This is a genomic window from Bacillus sp. CH140a_4T (assembly GCF_008923725.1).
Lineage (GTDB): Bacteria > Bacillota > Bacilli > Bacillales > Bacillaceae_G > Bacillus_A.
In genome coordinates this window covers 843,032-868,999 of sequence record NZ_WBPF01000016.1, presented here as the reverse complement: position 1 = coordinate 868,999, position 25,968 = coordinate 843,032, and the positions used below count along the sequence as shown (strand labels likewise).

Below are 25,968 nucleotides of genomic sequence, written 5' to 3'. Positions count from 1 at the left end.
CTTTACAATAGTTCGTTCATAAAGATTTGTGAATTATTGTTTCGCTCTAAATTATATTCAGAAACGGAATCCACAATACTTTCTGTAGTTTTTAATAGTACGTTTAAGTAATATTGATTTTTCAAAAGAATCATTTTTACATTCTCTTCTAATTCTGTTAGGTTTTTTTGTAATTCTTCCATTTTTTCAATTTCTTCATGAGAAAAATACAAAAATAACGCACTTACGCGAAATGCTTCCACTCCCTGTTCTTTACAAAACTGAACAACCATTTCTTCAAATGAACTTGATAACTTTTTTAAACCATCAATGTACTGCAATTGCTCTACTTGTAACTTTTGAACTGCATTTACATTTTTATGTTTTAAATTCTCATATATTTGTTCTCCAATCGCTTGAATGTTTTCATATGCTTTTTGAATAATAACGAGCTTTTCATATAATTGTATGTACATATAGCTTCCTTCCCTTTTACAAGACTAAATTTACAATTAAACCGTGGATTTCTCCAATCTGATTTAACATTTCTAAATGTCCCGTTTTCGTATTAATTAAATTCATAACATCTTCTAACTCATTTAATCCCATTTCCGCCTGTTTCACAATCGTCATTTTCTGCGAATATCCGTAACGCGGATGACGAGACATAACATCTTTATATTGCAATACATTATCTACGTAAAAATTCAAAAATGATTTTACTGTATTTTTGTATTCCATTACATTATCAAGCGTTAATTCCATTTCAATTTTCTCTTTAATTTCTCCAATATTATCGACAAATGCTTCCATTTGTTCTAGCAATTTATCTTTTTTCGGATCTGCATGCAAATTATCCGAAAATGCAAGTCCTGTCCTGACATTTGCTTCTTTCGGCATTTGAGTAGCAGGCGGTATATGCGATAAAATTGGATTATGCGAGATCGAACGCAGCATATATATCACCTATTTATTTTTTTATTTCTTCCTAAACTTAATCGTAAAATCCAGTTATTTATAATTATACTCTGAACACTAATATTTTGCAGTTATTTTTTATAAAAGATATGTTACAATTTAGCATGAGGTGGCACAAATCTATGAATATTCTTCTTTGTGGTTCAAATCAATTAACAGCATTAGATCAGGAAGAAATAAAAAAATTTTTAACTGACTATGCTCACAAACATAAAATTTACATATTATGTTATAAATCTATTGAAAATGAGATTCTTCGTTTTTTCATCGAAAACGAAAGACTCGCTCAAAATTTATGCCTTTACACGCTACAGCCGTTACAAGCATTAACAGATGAATTTCAAGAGGTCGTTGATTACTTAAAAAAACACGGAGCCGAGTATGTCGCTTTTGATCATCCTTCCGACTCCATTTACCGATCAGATTATATGTTTTTTGTAAAACAAATAATCGAAGATACCGATTTAGTTCTCTGTTTTTATAATGGGGACAAGCATACATCTGTCATTCCCGTTGACGTTGCAAAAGAAGCAGGAATTGATGCTGTTATTTATGATTTACCAGGTTTACATGAAAAACAGATGAAAAAAAACTTTGAACAAAAAATCCGTATGATGTAAAGGGGGAGGCACAATATCGTTATTGTGCCTATTATAAATATGATAATTGAACAAGATTATGATCATTTTATCGCGAGTTTTAAACAACAATTCAATATGGATATCGCTTCATATAAACAAGATAGAATGCGTCGTAGAATCGATGCTTTTATTTCGAGAAAGGGCTTTGAGAGCTACACTAGTTTTCTAAGCAATTTACGTACCGATCAAAATTTATTTTTAAGTTTTATTGATTATATTACAATTAACGTTTCAGAATTTTTTAGAAATAAAGAACGTTGGCAAACGTTAGAGACGAAAGCACTACCAAAATTACTTGAACAAAACAACGGAAAATTAAAAGTATGGAGTGCCGCTTGCGCTGCCGGTGAAGAACCATATACACTCTCTTTAATTTTATCGAAGCATCTAGCTCCATTTCGTTTTGAAATACAAGCAACAGATCTTGATTTTCACATTTTAGAAACTGCAAAACGTGGTCAATATACAGAACGTTCTTTAAAAGAATTACCTACCGATTTGAAAGAACGTCATTTCACAAAAGAGAATGATATATATTCATTACATCAAAACATTAAGCAAAACGTTACGTTCAAACAACATGACCTGTTAATGCAGTCGTTTGATACAAATTACGATTTAATCATTTGTCGCAACGTAATGATATACTTCACTGAAGAAGCAAGGGTAAAACTTTACGAAAAGTTTAGTCGTGCTTTACGAAAAGGCGGCGTACTATTTGTTGGTAGTACCGAACAAATTTTAACACCTGAACGTTATAATCTTCAGAGATTTGATACATTCTTCTACGAAAAAATATAAAAAGGTCGTCACAATGTAAAGTGACGACCTTTTTATATAACTCGAATTAAAATAATAGCAACAATCCATACAAAGAGAAAAAGAAATGTCATAGACCATTTATGTTCTTGCATCGTTTGTTTCAGGGCCTGTGATAATTGTGTCATATTCATTTCTGCGAGCGCTCTCCATACACTTACATCCCGCTCTTTAGCAGTGCGATCTGTAACGCTAATTAAAATAGTTTCGTTAGACAATTTCGTTATGTAAGCAGTAATAACCGTTACCATTAAATTTATATTTCCTTCTGAAGAATCACTTTCCACTCTAGAAAGGAGTGCACTTACATCTAATAACGGAATATGTACTTTTCTACCAAATGATAATTGTACTTCAGCAAAATCATACGTCCCATCTAACAAAGGAAGCTCTTTTATATGTGCCTGCTTAACAAGCCCTTGCAAACTTCTCATTACTTGTTCAAATACTTTTTCTGTTTGCTTGCCTTCTCCAGATAACGTATGCAACTTTTTAAAGAGTTGTAACACTGTATCCATCTCTTTAGAAAGCATTTCCTTCATAACCTTTCCATCACCTAAACTCGCAAGTAAAATCCCTATTTCATTATTTTTCGAAATAATCTTAGACTGTCCAGTAAACACTAGATTACTATGCTTTCGTTCTTTCTGGATTTCATGTTCCGAAATAGCTGCAGGCTGTTTTAATGGTTGTAGCGTCTTATTTTCAATTGTCGTACGTTTAATCTCCATCTAAGCGCCTCCACTACTATGAAATTATTAGCCCCATTCTTTATTACTTTTTAAAACTAAAAACAATACGAATAAACCAGACATAATAGCAAATACATTAGAAGCTTGTATTCCTTGGTCACTTTTTGCTTCTTTCTTCTCTTCCGGCTCCTCTTTTTTCTCTTTCTTTTTCGAAATGACTTGATTGTTATTATCTTTATCTTTTTGAGCCTTCGTTTTATTTACTTCCTTATTGTCTGTGAGAGGCTCTTTTATAACATAGGTAATTTTTTCTTTCTCTTTCAATGGTTCTTTTATAAGATCGTTTACTTTCTCTTCTTTTTTCGGAATTTGAACAACTGGTGGTTTTTCTTCCTGAAGCGGGATTTCTACTTTCGAGTCTTCCTGCTTCTCAGTTTCTTTCTTATCTTCTAATTTATTTTCTAATTTATCTTCATTCTCTCGTTCTTCTATCTTTTTATCCTCTTCTGTTTTTTGCTCCAAAACAGAAACGATATACTCACTTGCCTCAACCAGTTTATTGCCGGCCGCATCCACTATCTCTACAAGTAGTTCGTATGTGCCACTTGGCAACGTATCCGTTATTTCAAATACTTTTTGCCAATCCATATCACGCCTATTGTAATCTAATAAAAAGGTAATCTCTTTATTTCCTTTCCCCTTTAATATTACACGGACTTCTTTCACAACTGATTCTACGTCTGTCGCCTTCACTCGCACACGTATAGAATCGCCTTGTTTTCGTTCAATTACGTTTCCCTTCGTCTCATCAATCGTAACTTTATGCAACTTCGGTAACTCTTTATCTAGAGTTGGCACTTCATTATTTATACGAATGAGCGGGACTTTCACTTCATTTTCTACAAGCTCTTCTTTCTCATTTTCTTTGTAACTTTGAACGAGCTGAAGGTTCCAATCACCTTGCAAATCAAAAGTCTCGACCTTGTAGTTAGCAATCCATAGCTTCGTTTCCTCTTCATACTTAAACGATAGCATTCTTTCTTGTTCATACTGATCGCCGTTTTTTGGCAAGCGCAAAATACCTTTTATACTTTGAACATTTTTCTCTTTCGGTTCTACAATAAGCCGCACTTCTTCGCCAACTTTTAATTCTGGCTTATTTACTGTAATAACCCCTTGATCCGTCTCTATCTTTTTTTCGATTTCTTGTTCATTTGCTACTTCTTGTTGTTCCTCTTTATCTTGATTCACTTCCACTTGCTCTGGTTGCTCTTGAACTTCTTTGTTTTCTTCTTGCACATTCACTTCATTTAATTTTTGTTCTGGCACATTTTGCTCTTCCGCCTGACTTTGCAGCGGGAAGAGCAAGCACATATGTATGCATAGCCAGCAAATTAGAAAGAACTTTACGCTTTTCATCTACTATTTCAACGCCTTATAGTGATTTCGTCACTTTTACTCCGAAAAATCCATCTACATTTACAAGTTCACCATACGCCACCAATACATCATTTACATAAATACGAATTGGCTCGTCAATATCCTCATCTAGTACAACCGCTTCATTCTCTTGTAAACTTAAAATATCTTGAATTGTTTTCACTGTGCTTCCAAATACAAATTTCACATTCATTTCTACATTTTGTAAGATGGATGTGTCCATATATACTGGTTCCATTTGTTTTACTTCTTTAAATTCAATAGGTTGCACAACAGGTTCTACAATTTTTTCTTCTTCAATTTCTTCCGTAACAATCTCTTCTTCCTCTTCCATCATTGGATATAGAAGTCTTCTTACCATTTCTTTCGCTTCTGAAATCGGTAAAATTTGATACATTTTCGATTGAAGCAGGTCGCCAATTTCAAGGTTGAACGTAATTTGGACGAGTTCGTCCACTTTCATTGACTCTCCCAAATATTCCATTTCTTCTTTTAACGTTACGAATTTAACATTTGGTGGTGTCATGTCCATTTTTTCTTGAAACATTTCTGACATCGCCGTCGCAGCATGCCCCATCATTTGATTCATGATCTCTTTAATACCGCTCAGTTCTAATTCACTAAGTTCTTTCTCTGGATCAACTTCTCCTGTTCCCATCATCATTAAATCTACCATTGTTAAAGCGACATCTTTCGTAAATACGAATACATTCTCATTCTTTAGTCCTTCAACAAAATCAACATTTAAAATAACAAATGGGACTGGTACTCCGTCATAATGACGAACATTGATTGATTCTACATTGGGCGTACTAATTGTAACTGGCTGATTTAAAAGTGTTGACAATACTGTTGAAGCGGAACCAATTGAAATATTTGCAATTTCACCAAGGACATCCTTCTCTTCTTGTGTTAAATGCTCTTTTTCAACTTCTTCTACAATCTCAGTTTCCACTACTTCTGCTGGCTCGTCTTGCTCTTCTACGTCACCAGATAATTGCATTAATTTATTTACCATTTGTTTCGCATGTTCAACTGAAACAATTTGCACAAGTTTAGAATTTACAAGATTATCTATCTTTAAATCAAACGAAACTTTAACAATCGTATGATTCCCATCGATTTCAGAGATTTTCTCCATTTCTTCTGATAACTTTACAACTTTAATTGTCGGCGGAGACATATCTACTGTATCTTGGAAGAATTCAGACATAGATGTAGCTGCGAACCCCATCATTTGATTCATCGCTTCTTGTACAGCACTTAGCTCTAATTCACCAAGTTCTTTTCCGTCTTCAACTTCACCTGTTCCCATCATCATTAAATCAGCAATGGATAATGCAACATCTTGCTTAAGGACAAGAAGATTTTCCATATCTAATCCTTTTGTAAAATGAATGTTTAATACAACGTGTGGAACTTCGACGTCGCTTGAATCATATAAATCTACCAATTCTATACGAGGAGCAGTAATGCTTACTTGCCTATTTAAGATTGTTGATAATACAGTCGAAGCTGAACCAAATGATATATTTGCAATTTCGCCGAGAATATCGCATTCTTGAGGCGTTAAATGCTCATTTTCTTTTTCTAGCACAATTGTGCTCGTATCCCCTTTTGTGTGTTGCTCAGGCATTTTCTCTGCCTCCTCATTTCTGTTTTTCTATCAAATGATATAAACTCTCATTTTATTTTAACAAACTTATTATATAAAACATTAATATGTATTTATTCCCATTTTTAGATTAGTAACGATTAACCAAAAAGCTCCCCAATTGTATACAAGTGGGGAGCTTTCCTTCATTCCTATTATAAACCTTCTGGGTTTAAAATGAGGACCACTCGTCCATCACCGAGAATCGTCGCACCAGAGAAATAGTTAGAACTCTCTGCAAAGAAGTCACCTAATGACTTTAGGACTATTTCTCTTTGACCGATAATTGTGTTTACAATAAGTCCATAGCTGCGATGTGTATTACGAACAATTAACACAGGAACCATTTGACCATCATATGACGCAAACGCCTCATCTACTGTTTTCTCACCAAATACAGTACTTAAATGCTTCACTTCAATAATTTGATTACGGTAATTTAACACATCTTTTCCTTGTAAGGATTGGATGTCTTCTCTCTTAATCCGAATTGCTTCAACAATATTACCAAGAGGGAAAGCATAACGTTTATCATTCGTTTGAACAAGCATAGATTGAATAATGGACAACGTTAATGGCAGTTCAATTCTAAATGTACTACCTTTTCCTTCTTCAGAATCAATAATTAAATGTCCACCTAAACTATGAATCGTATGTTTCACTACATCTAATCCAACACCACGCCCAGAAAGGTCTGATACAACTTCAGCTGTACTAAATCCTGGTTGGAAGATCAAATCAAACACTTCACGGTCCGTTAATTTATTTGCCTCAGATTCTGTTACAACACCATTTTTAATCGCTTTTTCTAATACTTTCCCTTTATGAATACCATTTCCATCATCCGTAATTTGAATAACGACATGATTTCCACTATGAAACGCTTCTAATTTAATCGTACCTGTCTCATTTTTACCTGCATCACGACGTTGTTCAACAGTCTCAACACCGTGATCAATTGCATTACGAATTAAATGAACGAGTGGATCACCGATTTCATCAATAACAATTTTATCAACTTCGGTGTCTTCACCTGTAATTTGTAAATCGATTTTCTTCCCTAAATCTTTCGCTAACATACGTACCATACGCGGGAAACGATTGAATACCGTTTCAATTGGTACCATACGCATGTTTAGTAGTACATTTTGAATATCTTTTGAAATATCGCCTAATCGATTTAAATGCTCAATTAATTCCTTGTTTTGAATTGCTTGTGCCAATTCATCTATACGGCCACGCTCAATTACACTTTCTTCAAACATGTTCATTAATCTTTCAATTTTTTCTAATTGAACACGTATAGAACGATTTTCCACTTTACCATTTTTCGTTTTTGCAGCGCTTTTAGCTGGTGTAGCATTAGCTGATTGCTTCGATTCTTCTTTATTTGGTTCCACATGCGTAGCCGCTTGTATATCTTCCTGCACGGCTTCTTGGGTACCCAATTCTTTCGAGACTACTTCTTTTAATGTATGTCCTTGCTTCACTTCTACTTTCTCAATTTCAGAAACATGAAGCACTACTTGTTTTAATTCTTCTTCACTTTGATCAGTATCCATAAATACTGTGAACTCAAACCCGAAAGCATCTGCTTCAATTTCCTCAATACTTGGAACTGTTTTTTGTACATTACCTACATTTTGCAGTGCTTCAATACACATAATTGCACGTACTGCTTTTAAAATAGCTTGTTGCTCAACAGTTATATGCACTTCATGCGAAACTGCATCATCATTATTTATAAGTTCTTGCTCAATATATTCCGCAGGAGTTTCTACATTGCCATTCAATAATGCTTCTAATTTCTGCTTAGTTGTAATTACATCAATATTGCCCATTCCGCCTTGTTGCACATCTGCAACCATCTTCTCTAAATTATCAATGCACTCAAAAATCACATCAATAATCTCTGCATTTACAACTATATTCCCATGACGAATTTCATCTAAAACGTTTTCCATTTTATGCGTTAAATCCGCCATTTCCGTAAATTCCATACTCGCTGACATACCTTTAAATGTATGGGCTGAGCGGAATATTTCTCCCACAACATCCATATCAGTGGGATTTTGTTCTAAAGTTAGCACATTTTCATTTAGCGATTGTAAATGTTCTTCTGATTCCTCAAAAAATATATTTAATAGATCTGTTTGCATTTTAATCCCCTACCTGTCTAACAAACATTTCATTCATGTATAACAATTTAATGTTTTAAAGCAAGAAAAAAGGGGGCCACACGCATATCCGCTATCAATGTTTAGATTCCTTGTGGCACCCCTTCTATATTAGCTGTTTGCTACTTTTGTTAAAGCTTCGATTACGCGATCTGCTTGGAATGGCTTTACAATAAAGTCTTTTGCCCCACCCTTAATTGCATCTAATACCATACCTTGTTGTCCCATTGCAGAACAAATAACAACTTTTGCACTTGAATCAATTTTAATAATTTCTTTTAATGCTTCAAGTCCGTCCATTTCTGGCATAGTAATATCTAATGTAACAATATCAGGTTGAAGTTCTTTATACTTTTGAATTGCCTCTACTCCATTTTCCGCTTCTCCGATTACTTCAAATTCAGAATTACTTTTTAATAAGTTTTTAATCATTGTTCGCATGAACATCGCATCGTCTACAACTAAAATTTTATGTGCCATTCTTTTTGATTCTCTCCTTCTATGTATAAATATATCTTAATATTTCACCTTATCATTCTCACTCATTATACAAAATAAAATGATAAAATTTAATATTTTTTTAAAAGAATTTTCGTATTTTTATTATTTATTATCAAAATAACAATATACTATTCTTTTATATAAATGACAACGCGACGGTTTTTTTCCCAATTTTGTGGTGAATCATTTGGTACTACTGGCTTAGTATCTGCATATCCGACCGCAGCTAGCCTTTTATCGTCCACATTATACACTTCAATTAAGTGATGAATCATATTTGCCGCTCGTGCGGAAGATAATTCCCAGTTTGAAGGGAATTTGTCGTTATGAATCGGTCTACTGTCTGTATGTCCTTCTACAACAATTGGATTTGGTACTGATTGGAAAAATCCAACTAATTGACTTATTATCTCTTTCGCTTCCGGTTTAACATTTGCGTCACCTGTATCAAATATTAAATTATCTACTATAACGACGCTTACCCCTGTATCCTCACGATATACATTCACTTGACTAATACCGTTATTATCTACATATGCCTTTAATTTCTTATATAATTCATCCATTCTTTTTTTCGAGATCATTTTTTCATCATTTTTTTCATGCGAAATATCTGGTATTGTATTTTCCATTACTTTCGCATCTACTTGCTCCACGTCACTAAACTTTTCAAGCATCTTTGACAATTTTACTGCATCCTGCTTTGATGTAGCAACTAATAATACAAAGAAAGTTAATAATAACATCGTTAAATCTGTAAAAGTCGTCATCCAACGAGGCGATCCCTTTTGCGGTCGTTTCATCATAACCATACCACTCCTTGAAATATTAGGCTGCTCGTTTTACCTTTTTTATCTTTGTTTCGTATACATATGTATCGAGTTTCAACTTTAATTTAGAAGGAATTTGACCGCGATATAATTCTGAAATCGCTTCAATAACAAACTTCTTCTCTGTATATAAATCTTCAATACCACGATACACTTTTTCAGCAAGAGGGATTGCAATCATATTCGCAAGTACTGACCCATACAATGTCGTTAACATTGCAACTGCCATCCCTGTACCAATTTGCGATGTGTCTTGCAAGTTTTGAAGCATAATAATAAGACCGATTAAAGTCCCTATCATGCCCCAAGCTGGAGCGAAATCGCCAATTTTATCTAGTAATGCTGCCCCTTTTCTTAACTCATACACTTCCGTTTCAACATCTTTCATTAACACTTCTTTTAATTCATCTTCATCGTAACCACTTAACATTAATCGAATTCCTTTTTGAATAAAAGGATTGTCTACTTGCTCTCCATCAACTTCTAAAGAAAGCAAACCGTGTTTTTTAGACTTTTTTGAAAAATCGACAAACAAATCCGTTAACTGTTCTAAATCTTCTTCTTTTCTATGTAAAACAGTAAAAATACTTTTCGTATATTTTTTTATTTCTCCAAATCGATATGCCACAACAATTGTCGCAGTTGTTCCCCCTATGACAATTAAAATAGATGAAACATCTAAAAAGTTTTTAAAAGCTTTTACTCCGCCGCCGCCAATCATAATTGCCGCTATTACAATAGCAAAACCTACTATTATGCCCACTGGGCTAGAAATATCAAACTTCCTTTTTTTTCTTTCTGGTCTAGCAAACACTTGATTTTCGTCTCCCATATTCCGGCCCTTCCCTTTTCATTTTTATAAAACATTTTTTTATTTTAATAATGCGTTTTCACATATATTAAGTATTATACGCTCATCATCTATTTATCGCAATATACTCATAGAATTGACACATTTCATTTCCATATTAGAATTATAGTATGGAAATATGAGGAGGATCACGATGGAACATAACATTTTACAAGTCATTGCACTAGCAGAAAAACTAAAATATGAAATGCGACACAGCTGGCTTTCTAACGGACGTCAAGAAAGTGTTGCTGAACATACGTGGCGCATGTCTCTAATGGCCATTTTAGTTGAGCCTTATTTAGATCAAAAAGTAAACATTGAAAAATTACTTAAAATGGTCATTATTCACGACCTAGTCGAAGCTGAAGCTGGTGATATTCCTGCTTTTGATACGATGAATAGTCATGAATTACAATTACAAAAACAAAAAAATGAGCAAGAAGCCATTTTAAATATTAAACGAACATTAAAAGGTTCTCTCGGTCAGGAATTATATGATTTATGGATGGAGTTTGAAGCGAAAGAAACGTACGAAGCAAAAGTTGCCAACGCACTTGATAAGCTTGAGGTGAAAATTCAGCATAACGAAGCTGATATTGATACGTGGCTACCAATTGAGCATAAAATGACTTTCCAAGTAGCAAAGCATACAAACTTTGATTCTTTCCTATCTAAATTACAAAAGATTATCGAGCAAGACGGAGAAAAGAAATTATTAGATGCCGGCATTGACGTGGAAGCTTGCAAACAATAATGAAAAGACACTCAATATGAGTGTCTTATTTCATTATTGTTGATATAGCTTGCTTGTAAATAAGTTGTTGTTTTCCATCAACTAACATTAAAACGGTAAATTTGTCTATTGCAACAATTTCTCCTACTATTCTAACGCCACTCTTTAAAAAAATTGTAACAATACCTTTTTCTTCTTTTATTTGTTTATATAGCTCTTCTTGTAAATGTTCCAAATACTTTTCTCTCCTTTTCGCAAAATATCTTAATATAAAAAACTAAAAATTATTTATTTATGTACCTTATCTTTTACACTCATAAACTTATTAATAAGTATATCTAAATCTTTGCTAAATAACAAAACTTTATCATGTTCCAATCCGTGTCTAGCAACAAGTTGGATTAGCTCTTTCTTTTTGTTTTCTATTTTATTGTGTAATTTTCTCATCTCCATCTCTTTACTAAAACTCCCTTTTCCCATAATATTACTTGTAAAATTATAGTACAAATTCTCTCATAAAAAAATATAAAAATGGTTTTTTTTACAATTTTTATATTTTTTTATGAACAAATCGCAAAATATGTAACGATTCATTCACATATCCCTAGCTAAACATACAATCAAAATGGCCATACAGGCGTTTGTCTAATTATAAAAGAGACTGGCTCTTTTTCCATACAAAAAACATACTGTATACAGTAGTCCATGAATTATATAGATTAACTTACTCAAAAGGAGGAAAACATATGAGCTATGGTGGAAGTTGCGCTGGTTTCGGCGGTGGATTTGCTTTGCTTATCGTACTATTCATCCTTCTAATTATCATCGGATGTAGCTGTTGGGGTGGCGGCGGATACGGATACTAATATATCCTATCCTTAACAAATGAACGAAAAACTATACGAAAACAGCTCATATTTGAGCTGTTTTTTCATACTTTCGTATGAAATGATCTCCCTCCTTTTTGTGATCTCAACTCATAAAAAAACATTTACTATGAAATAAGAAACATTTTTACTAAGAGGGATTACAATGATTAAAGGTCTTTACGAAGCACATTTACCTGTCCGTAACCTAGAGATATCAATATCTTTTTATGAATCACTTGGACTGAAATTATATAAAAGAGGAGATGATATTGCTTTCTTTTGGATTAAAGAAAATGAAAGTTGGCTCGGCCTTTGGGAAGGCACAGAATACAAAGTTAATTATCACCCCTCTTTACGACACATCGCCTTTCAAGTAAGCTTACATGATTTAGAAAATGCGATTCATTGGCTAAATCAAAAAGGCATTTCAGCACGAAAAGATTTCGGAATGGAACCAATTGAACCGATTGTTTTTCCAGCATTAGCGCATGCCGCCGTATACTTTAACGATCCTGACGGAAATAGTTTAGAATTGATTGCTCAATTACCTGTTGGACTTCCTACAGCAGAGAAAGTGTACTTAAGCGAGTGGAAAAAACAAGTTCGAGCATTATCATTACATAAGGATTAATCTTTTTATGTCAGTTTCTTATTCTGCGCTTCTTAAAACAAATACTAACTTCAAAAAACTATTTTATGGGCAAACGTTAAGTGTACTCGGAGACTGGTTTCATACAATAGCTTTATTAACATTCGTCTATAGCATAACGGAATCTCCATTTATGATTGCACTCACCTTTATAAGTAAAAGTTTGCCCCAACTTCTTCTTAGCCCTTTCATAGGCGGAGTTGTAGATCGTTTTTCTAAAAAGAATATTATGATTTTTACCGATATTACACGGGGCATTCTAGTCCTTACATATTTATTCGCAAGCTATAAAATTGAGATTATTTTCATTGCTAATATATGTTTATCTATACTTTCTTGCTTATTTGAGCCGGCTAAACAAGCAACCTTAAAAAATGTCGTACACCAACATCATTTCGTAACCGCTAACTCTCTTTCTAGTACAATGAATGGTTTTATGTCTATTATGGGGGCTTCTTTAGGCGGGATACTTGTACAATCTTTACATATTGAATCCGCTTTTTTAGTAAATAGCCTTTCATACTTTATTTCAGCCTATTTTATTTATAATATGAGTGTCCCTACTCATGATACTTGTAACGAAAAGAAAGCATTTTTTACTGATATAAAAGATGGTTATACATACATATTACAAACAAAAATCATTTTAACGTTAATTCTTGTTGGCATTTCATGGGGCATGATTGGCGGCACTTATCAGCTACTTTTAACGATCTATGCCGAAAGAATTTTCCACACGAATATTGGAATTTTATATACAGTTCAAGGGGCTGGGCTTATGATTGGGAGCCTCCTCGTTAATCTTTATATGTCTCATAATAAAGAAAAAATGAAAAAAGCATTTGGTTGGGCCTATTTCCTACAGGGAATTTTCTTTCTCGGATTCATTTTATCCGATCAACTTATTATCGGTATCATTACATTATTCTGTATGCGCATAGCAGGAGGAATGATCGTTCCACTTGATACGACATTACTTCAAACTTACACGCACGAAAACATGCTTGGTAAAGTTTTCTCATTCCACTACTCTATTTATGGTTCGCTTATTCAGTTATCTATGTTTTTTACGGGATGGCTTTTAGAAATTCTTTCTCCGCAAGTTATTGGTACCTTGCTAGCTATATGCTGTATTTTTGTTAGTTTTATATGGCTGTTCTTGTATTATCGCGGGAAACTTAATGAAGAATCTACTATTACTTAATAGCATGTTTATGTACATGCTATTTTTATTTATGTCGAAATATAAAGGAAAAAGGCGATTTATTTCCCTTACGTTCTAATTTTTTAGAATGTACAATAAATTTAGATTATAAGAAAGGAGATGTCATAATGTTTGACGATAGACTTACTATTTCAGCTGAGCAGCAGAAACTTATTTCCAATGCAACCCGCATTCAAATTCTTCACCTTTTAAAAGACGAAGCACTCACTGCAAAGCAAGTAGCTACTAAACTAAATAAATCTGCTGGTAGCGTACATTATCACGTTCAAATTTTATATGATGGAGGGTTACTTGAATTAGTAGACACGAAAGAAAAACGAGGAATTATTGAAAAATATTATAAGGCAAAATCTGCTCATTTCTATATTGAAGAAAGCGGCACAGAAGGAACGAATACAGGTAGTCATATTGTATCTCATTTATTTTTAACTCCAGAGGAATTACAACAGCTTACTTGGGAAGTTTCACAAGTTTTATTACGCTGGGAAAACAAAACCGCTCGTCAATCAAACTCCGAAGAGGAATACGCTATTTCCTGCAGGATTAAAAAACAATGAAAGAAAGGTCCAGCTGCTCATGAAAAATAAATTATTATTATTGTCGGGAACAGGAATTTCTCGTTTAGGTGATTTTATGTATCTCATCGCCCTAAACGTAATGGTGTTAAATAGCACAAACTCCCCTGCTGCTGTAGCAGGATTATGGATTGTAGGTCCAATTGCGACCGTTTTTACAAAAATATGGTCTGGCAGTATGGTGGATCGATTAAACAAACGATCCATTATGCTCATCACAGATATAATTCGAGCAGCTCTCATTGGCTGTATTCCACTATTTGATTCTATTTGGGCCATTTATATTTTTATCTTTTTGACTCGTATTGCCACATCCTTTTTCGATCCAGCTTCATTTTCTTATAGAACAATGCTCATACGAGCTGAAGAACGCGCTCAATTCAACGCTTGGAATAACTTTTGTACAAGCGGGGCTTTTATTATCGGTCCAGCCCTTGCTGGAATACTTCTCACCACGTACTCAGCATCCTTTGTAATTTACTGCAACTCACTTTCCTTTCTACTTTCTACTATTCTCATTTATTTCTTACCAAACATTACACTACAAACAAAGCAAAACGAAGAAGTTGCAAATACTTTCGTACAAACATTACGAAGTGATTGGAAACAAGTTTTTTCATTCGCTCGAACTGAAACTTACATCATTCTCATATTCGTTTTATTTCAAGCTACTATGCTTGTTTCTATGGCACTCGATTCACAAGAAGTTGTATTCACAAAACAAGTACTGTTTTTATCCGACATGGAATATAGCATGCTTGTTAGTATAACTGGTGCTGCATATATTTTTGGTTCATTTCTTGTTTCTCTCTTTGCTAAACGATTACCGATTCAATATTGCATCGGATTCGGTACGATATTCACAGCAGTAGGTTATGTAATATTCGCCTTTTCAAATTCATTTATAGTTGCAGCAGGCGCTTTCATTTTACTGGGTATTGCTTCATCATTTGCTGGTACTGGCTTTATCACATTTTATCAAAATAACATCCCGGTTCATATGATAGGACGTATTGATAGCGTATTTGATTCCATAAAAAATTTCATCCAAATCTTTTTCATTTTAGCAATTGGCGCATCCGCACAATTTCTTTCCGTTCAAATTACTGTAATCATTAGCTCATTACTCATTCTTTTCCTTTCCTGTATATTGGCACTCCGAGTAATGACCCCTTCACGTGAAAAATATTTTAAAGCTACAGGATCGTCATTGGAATATTAAATGCAACATAAAAAGCGGCTATTTAGCCGCTTTTTTCCCGTATTAAAGGACAGTAAGCCCCCCACTGATTAAAGTTTCACTTTATGTTAAAATATGTATTGGATCTGATTATGTAGGAGGGCTATTTTGGAGATTATATTCATTTTCATATGTATTATATTAGTAGCTTCTATTTTACAAACAAGTACAGGTTTTGGCTTTTCTATTATGGCAACACCTTTCTTACTCATGTTATTTCTACCACAAGAAGCTATACAAATAAATATCATTTTATCATTAATTATTTCCATATCGCTCATTTGGAAAATAAGAATGGACATTGATTTTATTCTACTGAAAAGATTAATTTTCGGAAGTATAATTGGTGTTCCTTTTGGTATCATCATTTTCACTTCTATTAACATCAACACATTTAAATTAGCAATTAGCATCCTGCTCTTACTTTTAACGTTGATACTAATATGCAACTTTAAGATTCAATCAACAAAATCTAGAGATTTCATAGTTGGCGGATTATCTGGTCTTTTAACGACAAGTATCGGTATGCCAGGACCACCCCTGTTACTTTACTTTACAGGAACTGATACGAAAAAAGAGAAATTGAGAGCAACTACATTAGCTTTTTATCTATTTATATATTTCATTAGTCTACTAACTCAAATACTCTTTACTGGCACAAACAAAATAATTTGGGAATCAAGTTTTTATGCTATTCCAATCGTATTTCTAGGTTTGTATATAGGTCAAATTATTTTCAAATGGCTTAATCAACGGATTTTCAAAATATTTACGTATATCCTTTTAAGTTGTACGGGTATGTATCTTCTTATTGAAAGTTTACATTTGTTATAAGTAAGTTTTTCAAGACAATAGATGCTTTAAATTGTACAAAAACTTATAGATTTAAACGATAAAAAGCGGCTATTATGCCGCTTTTTATATTCACTTATACTAACGTTTCATCACAAAGCTCTGTTACATTTTTAAAGTACTGCAAGTTCTCATTCGCTTCAGCTTCATTAAATAAATTGAGCTGCTTCATTATTTCAGCAGCAAATTCAACGTACGCAGACCCTACCGCTGTTATTATTTTTCCATCAACGGTTACATCTTTATTTTGTTTATATTCCCATTCATGTAAATGCGCTAATTGTTTTTCACCTGGTGTTAATGATGTTGAAAATTTCTTCTTATTAAGTACTCCTGCCGCATGTAGTAAAGATGTCCCTGCACAAATACCTGCTATCCATTTATTTTGCTTATGTAATTCGTTCACGATAGATAACAACTTTTCATTTTCTAAATGCTCAAAAATATGTCCTCCTGGTACGATAAGCACTTCATAGTCTGCTACTTCAATATGCTCGATAGCGACATGTGGTTGACACAAAAACCCACCTTCTCCTGTAACGGTTTTTCCGTCTACAGTTGCTGTTATTATTTCAAATTCCTTACTTATCAAAAATAAACTCGCTATATTCACTTCAAATTCTGCAAATCCATCAAATAAAAAGATTAAAGCTTTTTTCATATTATCTCCTCCCCCTATACTTATTCGAAGATAATCCTATTTCTCCTCCAAAAAGGCAGACCTACATGCAGGTCTGCCTTTTTACTCACTTCTTATTAAATCCTTTTTCACTTAAAAATTCTTTCATATGCATTCTTTTTTCTTTAGACATAAACGAACTCATTGATTCCGTCCATGTTACGTTTTTCTTATTTGATGATCTTGCTTTGTAATACGAGCTCATCGTCTCATCGTATTCGTTTAATAATTCATCATATTTCTTTCCATCATACCCATTTTCATGAAGGATTGCAGCTACTGGTAAACGTGGTTTCACTCCATGATCTTCATCTGGAACACCAACTGTCATTCCGAATACAGGGTATACTTTATCTGGTAAACGAAGCAATTCACTTACTTCCCTCGGATTATTACGAATACCACCAATATAACAAATACCGTATCCTAACGATTCTGCTGCTAGTGCTAAGTTTTGCGCGAAAAGTGAAGCATCTACCGTCGCAACGATAAAGTCTTCTACTCCTTCATGCTTTATCTCTGTACCATGCTGTTCACATGCCATTTCAAGTCGTTTTAAATCTGCACAACAAACAAAGAATGCTGCGCAATCCTTCACGTGACGATTTCCGGATAACTCTGCTAATTTAGCCTTTAGATCTTGATCGGTTACATATATAACAGAATACGCCTGTACAAAATGCGAGGAAGCGGCATGCTGCGCAGCTTGCACCATTCTTTCTACTACACCTTTCGGAATTGATACTTCTTTATATTTACGAACTGAAACGTGTTGCTCCATTTTATGTATAATCTCATTCATGAAAAACACTCCTTTTTTCTCTTCATAATGAAAAATTAACATATCTTTTTCAATATTCACAACTTATAAGCACAAAAAGAGCAATTCTTTTTGAATTGCTCTTTTTAAAACGTCTATCAATACGGTAAATGAAATTATATCGACGATTCCTTGCACAACATCAACCATTCTTCGAATATCTCGACTTACCGACAAATACCGACAAACTTACATCGAATTATTCCTTATTTTACGCTGTTTTCAAAACTGTAATACCTTTTACGATATTCCAAATGAAGTAATAAATCCCTACAAGAATGAACACCGCATATGTGATCATCATGCCAATTCCAGCACCATCGGATTGATTGAAGCTTACACCATATATGCCGGATACTGCCAATCCACCAAATAAAATCGCATACGGGAAAATATGTGACCAAAATGCTTTTTTCGCGTGGTATTTCACTTCATCCTCCGCAACGAAGTACACGATAATTGGCAGTAAAAATGGTGCAAAAAAGATACTAAAGTAACATAGTGAAGATAATATATTATTTCCTTTCATCCGATTCACCTCTAAATAGTTTTTGTTATCTTCATTATGTCAGGAATCCATTCTAGAAACTATCGCTTTACCTTTCATAAACATGACATCTTTGTAAGATTCTCATCAAAAATAATCCCGCCTAGATTTCCAGGCGGGATTATTTTTCTCTATATTCGGTTCATAAACCAATATTGCGTAATGGCTAAATACTCTCGTATATTCGATGGAATGACAATTCGCTTCGGTGTTTCGGCCGGAAGACCTTCTAATTGTAACCCTTGTTTTGCTGCTATTTTTTTCGCTCTAAACATATGGAAATCGTTTGTTACGATCATTCCTTTTTTCATATTGTCTGGAATTAACGGTTTTGAGAATGTAATATTCTCATCTGTACTTGTTGACTTATCTTCCATAATAATGCGGTCTTCTGCAATTTTTAATTTCATTAATCCATTTTTCATTGCTAATGCTTCTGAAATATCTTCGCCTTTTCCTTTCCCTCCAGACACAATCGCAATTGTTTTTTCATGTGATTGTAAATACTCAGCTGCTTTATCAATACGATATTGCAATGAGTACGACGGTTTCGTTCCGTTTACTTTCGAGCCTAATACAATTATATAATCCGCATCGTAGGTAGCATTCATTTGCCCATGCTTATAAATGTTATATTGTAAAAATCCCGCATAAACGGCACAAACCATTATAATTCCTATTATATACTTAATTATTTTCTTCTTTCTCATATCCATATACCCCTATGTTCTTTTCTTCTTTCATGATAATATCCATTTATTTGTTTGTATACAGACAAATTCCAATTCACCCTAATTTATCCTTCGGAAAGTAATATTTATATTTTCTTTCGGGAACAGTAAGTACAACTTTGCACGAAGGAGTGTCTCTATTGCTTCTCTTTTTATGTAACGTATCGTTCTTTTTTATCTTATTTTTACTATCACTTAAGATGCTCGGTAAATCTGCTTTAGCACAACTAACTCCTCATGATTTTGGTGCTATTATCTTTTTATCTTATTTAGCTTTTCAGGCCATACCAGTCTCTGGTGCTTTGCAAGCTTTTCTCGGTATGGTCGTTATTACATGTTTGCATTTACTTCTTACAAAATTAAGTTTACTAAACAAACTAAATCGGTTTATTCTTGGGCACCCTATCATTTTAATTAAACATGGTGATATTATTTTTGAGAACTTACAAAAAAGTAGATATCCAATTGCTGAACTACTGTCTAACCTTCGCGTCGCAGGATACCCAAGTGTTCATGAAATTGAATATGCTATTTTAGAAGCAAACGGAGCCATTAGTATTTTACCAAAGCGTGAGCTTGTACCATTAACTCCAAAAGATTTGAACATAGATGTTACGTATGCCGGATTACCCATTGCCCTTATCGTTGATTCGCAAATTCAATACGATAACTTAAAGTTAATTCATAAGGACGAAAAATGGTTATATAAAGAATTAAAAGAAAAAGGCATCACTAATATTAAAAGCGTTGCTTTCGCATCTGTTCAAGAAACAGATGGATCTTTTGCGATTAGTTTAAAAGAATAAAAAAATCCCCTCACTTGCTCAAGGGGATTTTCTTCATTATATCGCTTCTTTCTCTCCCGCCATATTTAATGGAACAGGATGTTTCATACGATTCATCGTAAATACGATAATCGCTGTCAATACTTCAGCTACTGGCATAACGAGCCAAATTCCATTTATCCCAAATAATTTTGGCATAATCCATAATAATGGAATAATAAATAGTAACCCTCGGCTCATTATAATCAGCACTGATTTTGTCGTTTGTCGCACTGATTGGAAATACTCTCCATACACAATGTTATAGCCTAAAAATACATATTGGATAAAGAACAAGCTAATACCCGTTAACGTTAACTCCAACAGCTCTGGAGATTGGACATCAAATAGACCAATAATATATTTCCCGAAGAATAATCCGACAATTATTGCAATACCACCGAGTACTATCGCAATTTTTACAGCGAACTTTAATCCTTCACGCAATCTCTCTGATAAATTTGCACCGTAATGGAAACTAGCGATTGGTTGTAATGCTGCTCCAACACCAAAGAATAATAGTAATGTCATAGCGTGAATACTATTCACCATCGCATAAGAAGCGACTCCTACTTCTCCTGCATATTGAACGAATGCAATATTAAAACCAATTGTAACAATCGCTACTGTACTTTCTGCTGTAAAGCTCGGGAAACCTATGATCATAATTTGTTTAACTGTATCCCATTCAAAATGGAATTTCGTCCACTTTAAAATACTACTTTTTCTAAAGAAGTGCGTTAATAATACAAGGAAACCAATTGCTGCTGAAAGAATAGTCGCTGAAGCAGCACCCGTTACGCCCCATCCAAAGATGAAAATAAAGATATAGTCAAACACTATATTTAATACAGCCGTTACAACTAGACCTGCCATTGCTAAATTAGGATTTCCGTCATTTCGTATAAATGTACTTAAAATATTTTCTAAAACGTATATCATTCCAAACATTAATAACACATGTAAATAGTCTAACGCATACGGTAAAATCACTTCATTTGCACCGAATAGATAAGCTAAATCCTCTATTCTCCATAAGCAAATTGCTGCTAAAACACCTACTATAATTACTGCTACTGTCATGGATTGAGTAAAAATAGACCTTGCTCTTTCTATTTTATTTTCACCTAATGCAATGGAATATAATGTTGCCCCTCCCATTCCAATCCATAATGAAATTGAGAAGAAAATTGAAAACGCTGGAATAGCCACGTTTACTCCTGCTAATCCGTTTGCTCCAACTCCTCTACTAATCATAACCGCATCAATTACAATATTAACTGACATTAACACCATTCCTAGAACGGCTGGTATTAAATAAGAAATAAATAAGCTTTTTATTGGTTTTTCTCTTAACTTTTCTGTTGCTTCCATACTCTAATATGCTCCTTTTTTTCAACTCTCTTTTCTTAGTTTAAACCTTCAAGTAACTTGAAGGTCAATAGAGAATTTTAAAAATAGGTAACTGAATTATCGTGTTTAATATCAATTTGTAATGATACGAGGTCTATAACTGATTGCTTTATTTTTTCATGATAGGAATTTGAATTTCAGTTACTTGCTCCTCTGGATTTTCTGTTACAGACCAATCAATTAATGCAATCTCAATCGCATCTCCACTTACTTCGTATCCTTCTTGATCAATATATTTCATTAATTTCTTATATGTTTCATCCGTTTCTTCATATGGGCCGTGATGATATACACAGGCAAACATACCTTCTTTAATTTCATCTGAGCTATGTACTTGAAAAGGCATGTAATCTAAAAGAATGAAAACACTGCTATATGCTTGAAACTCATTTTGCATTAATGCTTTTTTTGAAATTGTCACACCTATATCTCCTGAAAATATACTATCATCAATTTGCTTCATATTTTTTTGAAGCGAATGTATATAATAATCAAACATATCATCTGTTGCATTAGGCGCCACTGCAATCGCTGTTATTTTTCTTTTCGGTATCTTTTTCATAACAATTCGATTTGTTTTCGCTTTCGTCGCCTTCTTTATTAAATGAATTCTATGTTCCATTTTTGCCAAAGTATACTCAACTTCTCTTTGTTTTTTCAACATCATTTCTTGCTGCTTTTCAAGTAAATCGAGTGCATATGCTGGATTTCTTTCATCAATATATTTCTTAATTTCCTTTAATGGAATATTTAATTGGCGTAAAAATTTAATCGTATCTAATAGTGAAAATTGATCGATTGTGTAATAACGATAATTCGTTTGCGGATCTACAGTAGACGGATGAAAGATACCTTTTTCATCATAATAACGTAATGTAGATTCTGCTATATTATGCATTTTTGCCATTTCTCCAATTGTAAAGCGTTTATTTAATAACATATGTCCTTCTCCAATTCATAAAAAATGTAGCCTTATTTCTTCTTATTATATAGTGATTCCCTCCATACCTAAATCGAATCCTATCATGAAAATCTGCTATTTTTTCATTGATTTTTCATACATTTTATTATATATTAATTACAGGTTCAAATTACGAGTTCAAAAGAACTTGTAATCAGACCCTTTGTTTAATGGGTTTTACATATTTTCATTAGGCAAATTCCGAGAAATCGTATGATAAAAATAAAAATGATGAGGAGAGGATCCGATGGATTTCGAATTTTTCTTTCAAATTGCACTTATTTTATTAAGTACAAAGCTTGCTGGTGATCTTAGTGTTAGACTAGGTCAACCTTCTGTACTAGGTAAATTAATTGTCGGTATCGTTATCGGTCCAGCTATATTAGGTTGGATTGAAAATTCAGAGCTTCTAACACAATTAAGTAATGTCGGTGTTATTCTTTTAATGTTTATGGCTGGTCTTGAAACAGACTTAGAGGAATTAAACGCAAATCGTAATTCTTCTTTAGCAGTTGCACTGGGAGGTATCGTTCTACCATTCGTAGGTGGTTACGTTTCTGGTCTTGTTATGGGGATGGAACAAGGAAATGCTGTATTTTTAGGATTACTTCTATGTGCGACAAGTGTTAGTATTTCCGTACAAACACTTCGTGATTTAGGAAAGATGAAAACACGTGAAAGTACAACTATGCTGGGCGCGGCTGTATTTGATGACATTCTTGTTGTTATTTTATTAGCATTTGCAATGAGCTTCTTAGGTACAGACGATGTTAACTTAACAATGGTTATCTTGAAGAAAGTTGTATTCTTCGCTTCTATTATTTTAATCGGATGGAAAGGTGTTCCTGCAATCATGCGCTGGTTATCACCACTGCGCGTATCTGAGTCTATCGTGAGCGCGGCTCTTATCATCTGTTTCTCATTCGCATATTTCGGTGAATTATTAGGAATTGCGGGTATTATCGGTGCTTTCGCAGCTGGTATCGCTATTTCTCAAACGAACTACAAACATGAAGTAGAAAAGAAAGTAGAACCAATCGCTTACGCTATGTTCGTTCCAGTATTCTTCGTAAGTATCGGTATGAATATTACATTTGACGGTATTGGCAATCAAATTTGGTTCATCTTAGCATTAACAGTAATCGCTGTATTAACGAAACTAATTGGTTGTGGCTTAGGTGCACGAATGACTGGATTTGACGCTAAGTCTTCTGCAATTATCGGTTCTGGAATGGTTTCTCGTGGTGAAGTTGCACTTATCATCGCAGGAACAGGACTTTCTTCAGGTCTACTAGCACAAGATTACTTTACAGCTATCGTTATTGTCGTTATTTTAACTACAATGATTACACCACCAATGTTAAAATACACTTTTGGTGCAAAAGATAAAGCAATGAAAGCAAGTAAATAAGCTTTCTACAATAAAAAGAGATTACTATCTTATAAGATAGTAATCTCTTTTTTCATTTTATCTTTAAACAATTCCGTTCGTTTTTAACCAATTTTCAAAAATAATTCGTGCTTCTTCATCATCCATATCATTACTAAATGAATACACCATAATGCCGTAATCATCTACATATTCACCTAGCTTCATTTTCTCCACTTTCTTATAAAAATCGCCTGCTTCATAATGCGGAATATAAGCATCCCAAACTGGTTCATTTATTCTTTTGTACGCCGTCACTTCTAAATCATATCCATCTTCATAATATCCGATGTGATAATGTTGACTAGGATCATATTTCTTCATAATAAATTCCCCCCCCTTTGAAAATTTATCATATTTCACATAATAAACAAAAGCGAGCTGTATATTACAGCTCGCTCGATTCATTAAATACGTTCCATCGCTGTCTTCAACGTCCCAACAACAAAGGCAATTTCTTCACTTGAAATAACAAGTGGTGGCGCTAATGTTATGACGTTATTATATCCTGCTGTTGTCATACCGTTTCGTCCTATAATTAAGCCTTTTTCTTTACAAGCATTTACAACACTTGCAATTTTGTCGTTATCAATTGGCTCTTTTGTCTCTTTATCATTTACTAGTTCAATTCCAACTAGTAGACCTTTTCCTCTAATATTCCCAACAAGTGGATGTTCTCCAATTTCTTCTTTTAATTGCTCTAATAAAAGCGAACCCATTTGTGCAGATCGCTCAATTAAATTTTCATTTTCCATAATCTCTAAGTTTTTAAGTGCTAATGCACAAGCTGCAGGATTTCCACCAAATGTATTAATATGACGGAAGAATTCATATTCTCCCTTCCCTTTAAATGCTTCATATATTTCTTTTTTCACAGCTGTCGCTGATAACGGTAAATATGCACTCGTAATCCCTTTTGCCATCGTAATAATATCAGGCTTTACATCATAATTCATAAATCCAAATGCTTTTCCTGTACGTCCGAAACCGCAAATCACTTCATCACTAATGAGCAAGGCACCGTGTTTTTGACATGTCTCATGAACAGCTTTCATATAGTCTTGTGGCGGCATTAATATGCCTCCGCCCGTAATAATTGGTTCCATAATAAAAGCTGCAATCGTTTCACTTAATTCCCATGTCATAACACGATCTACTTCTTTTACACATTCTACATCATAAATGTTCTCTGCTTCTATTCCAGGCATACGATAACAATCTGGCGGCGTTACATGTAAAAATCCTGAAGCAAATGGCTCATATTGATATCTACGCTGCGCTTGTCCCGTCGCTGCCATCGTAGCCATTGTGTTTCCATGATACCCGCGGTAACGTGACATAAATTTATAACGATGCGGTTCACCTTTTTGAGCGTAGTATTGCCTTGCTATTTTAAAAGCTGTTTCGTTCGCTTCCGAACCACTATTAGAGAAGAAAATAACATACTCTCCTCCAAGCCACTCATTTAATTTTTCAGCAAGCTTTATAGCCGGTTCATGCGATTGTGACATCGGAAAATATGATAATGTTTGTAATTGCTTATAAGCCGCCTCTGCAAGCTCTTTTCTTCCATATCCACTATTCACACACCAAAGACCGCTCATACCATCTAAATATCGTTTTCCTTGTATATCTTCAACCCAGCACCCTTCTGCTTTTGCCCCTACCATTGTACTATTTGGACTAAAGGGACGCATTCCGTGCCAAACATATTGCTCATCTTTTGCTAATAATTCATCAGTCTGTTTCGTTTTCATCATTTCTTCCACCTTCCATAACAACTTATTTTTCACAAAAGCTGCGCTGGTGCCATGATGATTTAATTTTCTCCCTACTTATTTTCATTCCACAAAATTA

At 33.9% G+C, this 25,968-nt stretch carries 30 protein-coding genes; 11 read left to right on the top strand and 19 right to left on the bottom strand.

Annotated features, from left to right (window positions below):
* Positions 1-2 precede the first annotated feature (2 nt).
* Both F8162_RS20125 and F8162_RS20120 read right to left on the bottom strand, forming a co-directional pair.
* On the bottom strand, positions 3-455 hold the full coding sequence (locus F8162_RS20125; RefSeq protein ID WP_151630963.1) for a hypothetical protein: 453 nt from the start codon (positions 453-455) through the stop codon (positions 3-5).
* Positions 456-471: 16 nt separating this feature from the next.
* Entirely contained in the window at positions 472-936 is a 465-nt protein-coding gene (locus F8162_RS20120; protein WP_000946323.1) for a YaaR family protein, read from the bottom strand.
* Positions 937-1,079: 143 nt separating this feature from the next.
* Here F8162_RS20120 and F8162_RS20115 point away from each other — a divergent pair, with 143 nt between their 5' ends.
* Positions 1,080-1,577, top strand: coding sequence for a flagellar motor switch protein FliG (locus tag F8162_RS20115; protein ID WP_151630964.1), 498 nt, complete (start codon positions 1,080-1,082; stop codon positions 1,575-1,577).
* Between the two features lie 39 nt (positions 1,578-1,616).
* Entirely contained in the window at positions 1,617-2,399 is a 783-nt protein-coding gene (cheR, locus tag F8162_RS20110; RefSeq protein ID WP_116443078.1) for a protein-glutamate O-methyltransferase CheR, read from the top strand.
* A 32-nt stretch (positions 2,400-2,431) separates the two neighbouring features.
* On the opposite strand, the gene F8162_RS20105 is transcribed toward cheR, so the two are convergent.
* The 7 genes from F8162_RS20105 to F8162_RS20075 all read right to left on the bottom strand — a co-directional run bounded on the left by F8162_RS20105 (position 2,432) and on the right by F8162_RS20075 (position 10,543).
* A complete protein-coding gene (locus F8162_RS20105; protein WP_097840426.1) occupies positions 2,432-3,148 on the bottom strand; it encodes a hypothetical protein in 717 nt (238 codons plus the stop codon).
* 27 nt (positions 3,149-3,175) lie between these two features.
* The gene (locus F8162_RS20100) at positions 3,176-4,528 is read right to left on the bottom strand and encodes a transglycosylase (protein ID WP_151630965.1); all 1,353 of its coding nucleotides are present in this window, start codon (positions 4,526-4,528) and stop codon (positions 3,176-3,178) included.
* A gap of 16 nt (positions 4,529-4,544) precedes the next feature.
* Positions 4,545-6,185, bottom strand: coding sequence for a flagellar motor switch protein (locus tag F8162_RS20095; protein ID WP_151630966.1), 1,641 nt, complete (start codon positions 6,183-6,185; stop codon positions 4,545-4,547).
* A gap of 173 nt (positions 6,186-6,358) precedes the next feature.
* The gene (locus F8162_RS20090) at positions 6,359-8,362 is read right to left on the bottom strand and encodes a chemotaxis protein CheA (RefSeq protein WP_151630967.1); all 2,004 of its coding nucleotides are present in this window, start codon (positions 8,360-8,362) and stop codon (positions 6,359-6,361) included.
* A gap of 129 nt (positions 8,363-8,491) precedes the next feature.
* Positions 8,492-8,860, bottom strand: a complete 369-nt coding sequence (locus tag F8162_RS20085) for a response regulator (protein ID WP_000940576.1) — start codon at positions 8,858-8,860, stop codon at positions 8,492-8,494.
* Between the two features lie 149 nt (positions 8,861-9,009).
* Positions 9,010-9,687 (bottom strand): OmpA family protein, encoded by a 678-nt coding sequence (locus F8162_RS20080; RefSeq protein ID WP_151630968.1) that lies wholly within the window; start codon positions 9,685-9,687, stop codon positions 9,010-9,012.
* A 22-nt stretch (positions 9,688-9,709) separates the two neighbouring features.
* On the bottom strand, positions 9,710-10,543 hold the full coding sequence (locus F8162_RS20075) for a flagellar motor protein MotP (RefSeq protein ID WP_000502146.1): 834 nt from the start codon (positions 10,541-10,543) through the stop codon (positions 9,710-9,712).
* A gap of 172 nt (positions 10,544-10,715) precedes the next feature.
* On the opposite strand from F8162_RS20075, the gene F8162_RS20070 reads away from it, so the two are divergent.
* Positions 10,716-11,318 (top strand): HD domain-containing protein, encoded by a 603-nt coding sequence (locus tag F8162_RS20070; protein ID WP_151630969.1) that lies wholly within the window; start codon positions 10,716-10,718, stop codon positions 11,316-11,318.
* A gap of 25 nt (positions 11,319-11,343) precedes the next feature.
* Here F8162_RS20070 and hfq read toward each other — a convergent pair whose 3' ends face one another.
* Positions 11,344-11,532, bottom strand: coding sequence for an RNA chaperone Hfq (gene hfq, locus F8162_RS20065; RefSeq protein WP_098093065.1), 189 nt, complete (start codon positions 11,530-11,532; stop codon positions 11,344-11,346).
* A 53-nt stretch (positions 11,533-11,585) separates the two neighbouring features.
* Positions 11,586-11,804, bottom strand: coding sequence for an aspartyl-phosphate phosphatase Spo0E family protein (locus F8162_RS20060; RefSeq protein ID WP_151630970.1), 219 nt, complete (start codon positions 11,802-11,804; stop codon positions 11,586-11,588).
* A gap of 239 nt (positions 11,805-12,043) precedes the next feature.
* Between F8162_RS20060 and F8162_RS20055 the strand changes: the two genes are divergently transcribed.
* The 6 genes from F8162_RS20055 (at position 12,044) to F8162_RS20030 (ending at position 16,689) form a co-directional block, all read left to right on the top strand.
* Complete coding sequence (locus F8162_RS20055; protein ID WP_000120179.1) at positions 12,044-12,163, top strand: YjcZ family sporulation protein; 120 nt, start codon at positions 12,044-12,046, stop codon at positions 12,161-12,163.
* Positions 12,164-12,329: 166 nt separating this feature from the next.
* Positions 12,330-12,797 (top strand): VOC family protein, encoded by a 468-nt coding sequence (locus F8162_RS20050; protein ID WP_151630971.1) that lies wholly within the window; start codon positions 12,330-12,332, stop codon positions 12,795-12,797.
* A gap of 7 nt (positions 12,798-12,804) precedes the next feature.
* A complete protein-coding gene (locus F8162_RS20045) occupies positions 12,805-14,019 on the top strand; it encodes an MFS transporter (protein ID WP_151630972.1) in 1,215 nt (404 codons plus the stop codon).
* Positions 14,020-14,147: 128 nt separating this feature from the next.
* Entirely contained in the window at positions 14,148-14,597 is a 450-nt protein-coding gene (locus F8162_RS20040) for an ArsR/SmtB family transcription factor (RefSeq protein WP_063263704.1), read from the top strand.
* Positions 14,598-14,616: 19 nt separating this feature from the next.
* The gene (locus F8162_RS20035) at positions 14,617-15,837 is read left to right on the top strand and encodes an MFS transporter (protein ID WP_151630973.1); all 1,221 of its coding nucleotides are present in this window, start codon (positions 14,617-14,619) and stop codon (positions 15,835-15,837) included.
* 126 nt (positions 15,838-15,963) lie between these two features.
* A complete protein-coding gene (locus tag F8162_RS20030) occupies positions 15,964-16,689 on the top strand; it encodes a sulfite exporter TauE/SafE family protein (RefSeq protein ID WP_151630974.1) in 726 nt (241 codons plus the stop codon).
* Positions 16,690-16,783: 94 nt separating this feature from the next.
* Here F8162_RS20030 and F8162_RS20025 read toward each other — a convergent pair whose 3' ends face one another.
* From F8162_RS20025 to F8162_RS20010, 4 genes are all read right to left on the bottom strand, one after another.
* Positions 16,784-17,368 (bottom strand): DJ-1/PfpI family protein, encoded by a 585-nt coding sequence (locus F8162_RS20025; RefSeq protein WP_151630975.1) that lies wholly within the window; start codon positions 17,366-17,368, stop codon positions 16,784-16,786.
* Positions 17,369-17,453: 85 nt separating this feature from the next.
* Positions 17,454-18,188 carry an oxygen-insensitive NADPH nitroreductase gene (gene nfsA / locus F8162_RS20020; RefSeq protein WP_151630976.1) on the bottom strand — a complete coding sequence of 245 codons (735 nt, stop codon included), beginning with the start codon at positions 18,186-18,188 and terminating at the stop codon, positions 17,454-17,456.
* A gap of 229 nt (positions 18,189-18,417) precedes the next feature.
* Positions 18,418-18,735 carry a DUF4870 domain-containing protein gene (locus F8162_RS20015; RefSeq protein ID WP_151630977.1) on the bottom strand — a complete coding sequence of 106 codons (318 nt, stop codon included), beginning with the start codon at positions 18,733-18,735 and terminating at the stop codon, positions 18,418-18,420.
* A 149-nt stretch (positions 18,736-18,884) separates the two neighbouring features.
* Positions 18,885-19,463, bottom strand: coding sequence for a YdcF family protein (locus tag F8162_RS20010; RefSeq protein WP_225990166.1), 579 nt, complete (start codon positions 19,461-19,463; stop codon positions 18,885-18,887).
* A 161-nt stretch (positions 19,464-19,624) separates the two neighbouring features.
* Here F8162_RS20010 and F8162_RS20005 point away from each other — a divergent pair, with 161 nt between their 5' ends.
* Positions 19,625-20,290, top strand: coding sequence for a DUF421 domain-containing protein (locus F8162_RS20005; RefSeq protein WP_000923941.1), 666 nt, complete (start codon positions 19,625-19,627; stop codon positions 20,288-20,290).
* 36 nt (positions 20,291-20,326) lie between these two features.
* On the opposite strand, the gene F8162_RS20000 is transcribed toward F8162_RS20005, so the two are convergent.
* Entirely contained in the window at positions 20,327-21,682 is a 1,356-nt protein-coding gene (locus F8162_RS20000) for an MATE family efflux transporter (RefSeq protein ID WP_151630979.1), read from the bottom strand.
* 148 nt (positions 21,683-21,830) lie between these two features.
* Complete coding sequence (locus tag F8162_RS19995) at positions 21,831-22,661, bottom strand: MerR family transcriptional regulator (RefSeq protein ID WP_151630980.1); 831 nt, start codon at positions 22,659-22,661, stop codon at positions 21,831-21,833.
* A gap of 268 nt (positions 22,662-22,929) precedes the next feature.
* Here F8162_RS19995 and F8162_RS19990 point away from each other — a divergent pair, with 268 nt between their 5' ends.
* Positions 22,930-24,093 carry a cation:proton antiporter gene (locus F8162_RS19990; protein ID WP_098873124.1) on the top strand — a complete coding sequence of 388 codons (1,164 nt, stop codon included), beginning with the start codon at positions 22,930-22,932 and terminating at the stop codon, positions 24,091-24,093.
* A gap of 63 nt (positions 24,094-24,156) precedes the next feature.
* Here the strand turns inward: F8162_RS19990 and F8162_RS19985 are convergent, their stop codons facing one another.
* Both F8162_RS19985 and F8162_RS19980 read right to left on the bottom strand, forming a co-directional pair.
* Positions 24,157-24,519 carry a DUF3986 family protein gene (locus tag F8162_RS19985; protein ID WP_192797641.1) on the bottom strand — a complete coding sequence of 121 codons (363 nt, stop codon included), beginning with the start codon at positions 24,517-24,519 and terminating at the stop codon, positions 24,157-24,159.
* Positions 24,519-25,868 (bottom strand): aspartate aminotransferase family protein, encoded by a 1,350-nt coding sequence (locus F8162_RS19980; RefSeq protein ID WP_151631761.1) that lies wholly within the window; start codon positions 25,866-25,868, stop codon positions 24,519-24,521. Before F8162_RS19980 ends, F8162_RS19985 begins: the two co-directional genes overlap by 1 nt.
* Between the last annotated feature and the right edge of the window lie 100 nt (positions 25,869-25,968).

Excerpts from the sequence above, each read along its gene's own strand:
- F8162_RS20040 (WP_063263704.1), top strand. The coding sequence starts at position 14,148 with ATGTTTGACGATAGACTTACTATTTCAGCTGAGCAGCAGAAACTTATT.
- F8162_RS20085 (WP_000940576.1), bottom strand. The coding sequence starts at position 8,860 with ATGGCACATAAAATTTTAGTTGTAGACGATGCGATGTTCATGCGAACA.
- F8162_RS19995 (WP_151630980.1), bottom strand. The coding sequence starts at position 22,661 with ATGTTATTAAATAAACGCTTTACAATTGGAGAAATGGCAAAAATGCAT.
- F8162_RS20095 (WP_151630966.1), bottom strand. The coding sequence starts at position 6,185 with ATGCCTGAGCAACACACAAAAGGGGATACGAGCACAATTGTGCTAGAA.
- F8162_RS20115 (WP_151630964.1), top strand. The coding sequence starts at position 1,080 with ATGAATATTCTTCTTTGTGGTTCAAATCAATTAACAGCATTAGATCAG.
- F8162_RS20025 (WP_151630975.1), bottom strand. The coding sequence starts at position 17,368 with ATGAAAAAAGCTTTAATCTTTTTATTTGATGGATTTGCAGAATTTGAA.
- cheR (WP_116443078.1), top strand. The coding sequence starts at position 1,617 with ATGATAATTGAACAAGATTATGATCATTTTATCGCGAGTTTTAAACAA.
- F8162_RS20015 (WP_151630977.1), bottom strand. The coding sequence starts at position 18,735 with ATGAAAGGAAATAATATATTATCTTCACTATGTTACTTTAGTATCTTT.
- F8162_RS20100 (WP_151630965.1), bottom strand. The coding sequence starts at position 4,528 with ATGAAAAGCGTAAAGTTCTTTCTAATTTGCTGGCTATGCATACATATG.
- F8162_RS20105 (WP_097840426.1), bottom strand. The coding sequence starts at position 3,148 with ATGGAGATTAAACGTACGACAATTGAAAATAAGACGCTACAACCATTA.
- F8162_RS20070 (WP_151630969.1), top strand. The coding sequence starts at position 10,716 with ATGGAACATAACATTTTACAAGTCATTGCACTAGCAGAAAAACTAAAA.
- F8162_RS20055 (WP_000120179.1), top strand. The coding sequence starts at position 12,044 with ATGAGCTATGGTGGAAGTTGCGCTGGTTTCGGCGGTGGATTTGCTTTG.
- F8162_RS20035 (WP_151630973.1), top strand. The coding sequence starts at position 14,617 with ATGAAAAATAAATTATTATTATTGTCGGGAACAGGAATTTCTCGTTTA.
- F8162_RS20010 (WP_225990166.1), bottom strand. The coding sequence starts at position 19,463 with ATGAGAAAGAAGAAAATAATTAAGTATATAATAGGAATTATAATGGTT.
- F8162_RS19990 (WP_098873124.1), top strand. The coding sequence starts at position 22,930 with ATGGATTTCGAATTTTTCTTTCAAATTGCACTTATTTTATTAAGTACA.
- F8162_RS20125 (WP_151630963.1), bottom strand. The coding sequence starts at position 455 with ATGTACATACAATTATATGAAAAGCTCGTTATTATTCAAAAAGCATAT.
- nfsA (WP_151630976.1), bottom strand. The coding sequence starts at position 18,188 with ATGAATGAGATTATACATAAAATGGAGCAACACGTTTCAGTTCGTAAA.
- F8162_RS19985 (WP_192797641.1), bottom strand. The coding sequence starts at position 24,519 with ATGAATCGAGCGAGCTGTAATATACAGCTCGCTTTTGTTTATTATGTG.
- F8162_RS20045 (WP_151630972.1), top strand. The coding sequence starts at position 12,805 with ATGTCAGTTTCTTATTCTGCGCTTCTTAAAACAAATACTAACTTCAAA.
- F8162_RS20000 (WP_151630979.1), bottom strand. The coding sequence starts at position 21,682 with ATGGAAGCAACAGAAAAGTTAAGAGAAAAACCAATAAAAAGCTTATTT.
- F8162_RS20075 (WP_000502146.1), bottom strand. The coding sequence starts at position 10,543 with ATGGGAGACGAAAATCAAGTGTTTGCTAGACCAGAAAGAAAAAAAAGG.
- F8162_RS20090 (WP_151630967.1), bottom strand. The coding sequence starts at position 8,362 with ATGCAAACAGATCTATTAAATATATTTTTTGAGGAATCAGAAGAACAT.
- F8162_RS19980 (WP_151631761.1), bottom strand. The coding sequence starts at position 25,868 with ATGAAAACGAAACAGACTGATGAATTATTAGCAAAAGATGAGCAATAT.
- F8162_RS20120 (WP_000946323.1), bottom strand. The coding sequence starts at position 936 with ATGCTGCGTTCGATCTCGCATAATCCAATTTTATCGCATATACCGCCT.
- F8162_RS20050 (WP_151630971.1), top strand. The coding sequence starts at position 12,330 with ATGATTAAAGGTCTTTACGAAGCACATTTACCTGTCCGTAACCTAGAG.
- F8162_RS20080 (WP_151630968.1), bottom strand. The coding sequence starts at position 9,687 with ATGATGAAACGACCGCAAAAGGGATCGCCTCGTTGGATGACGACTTTT.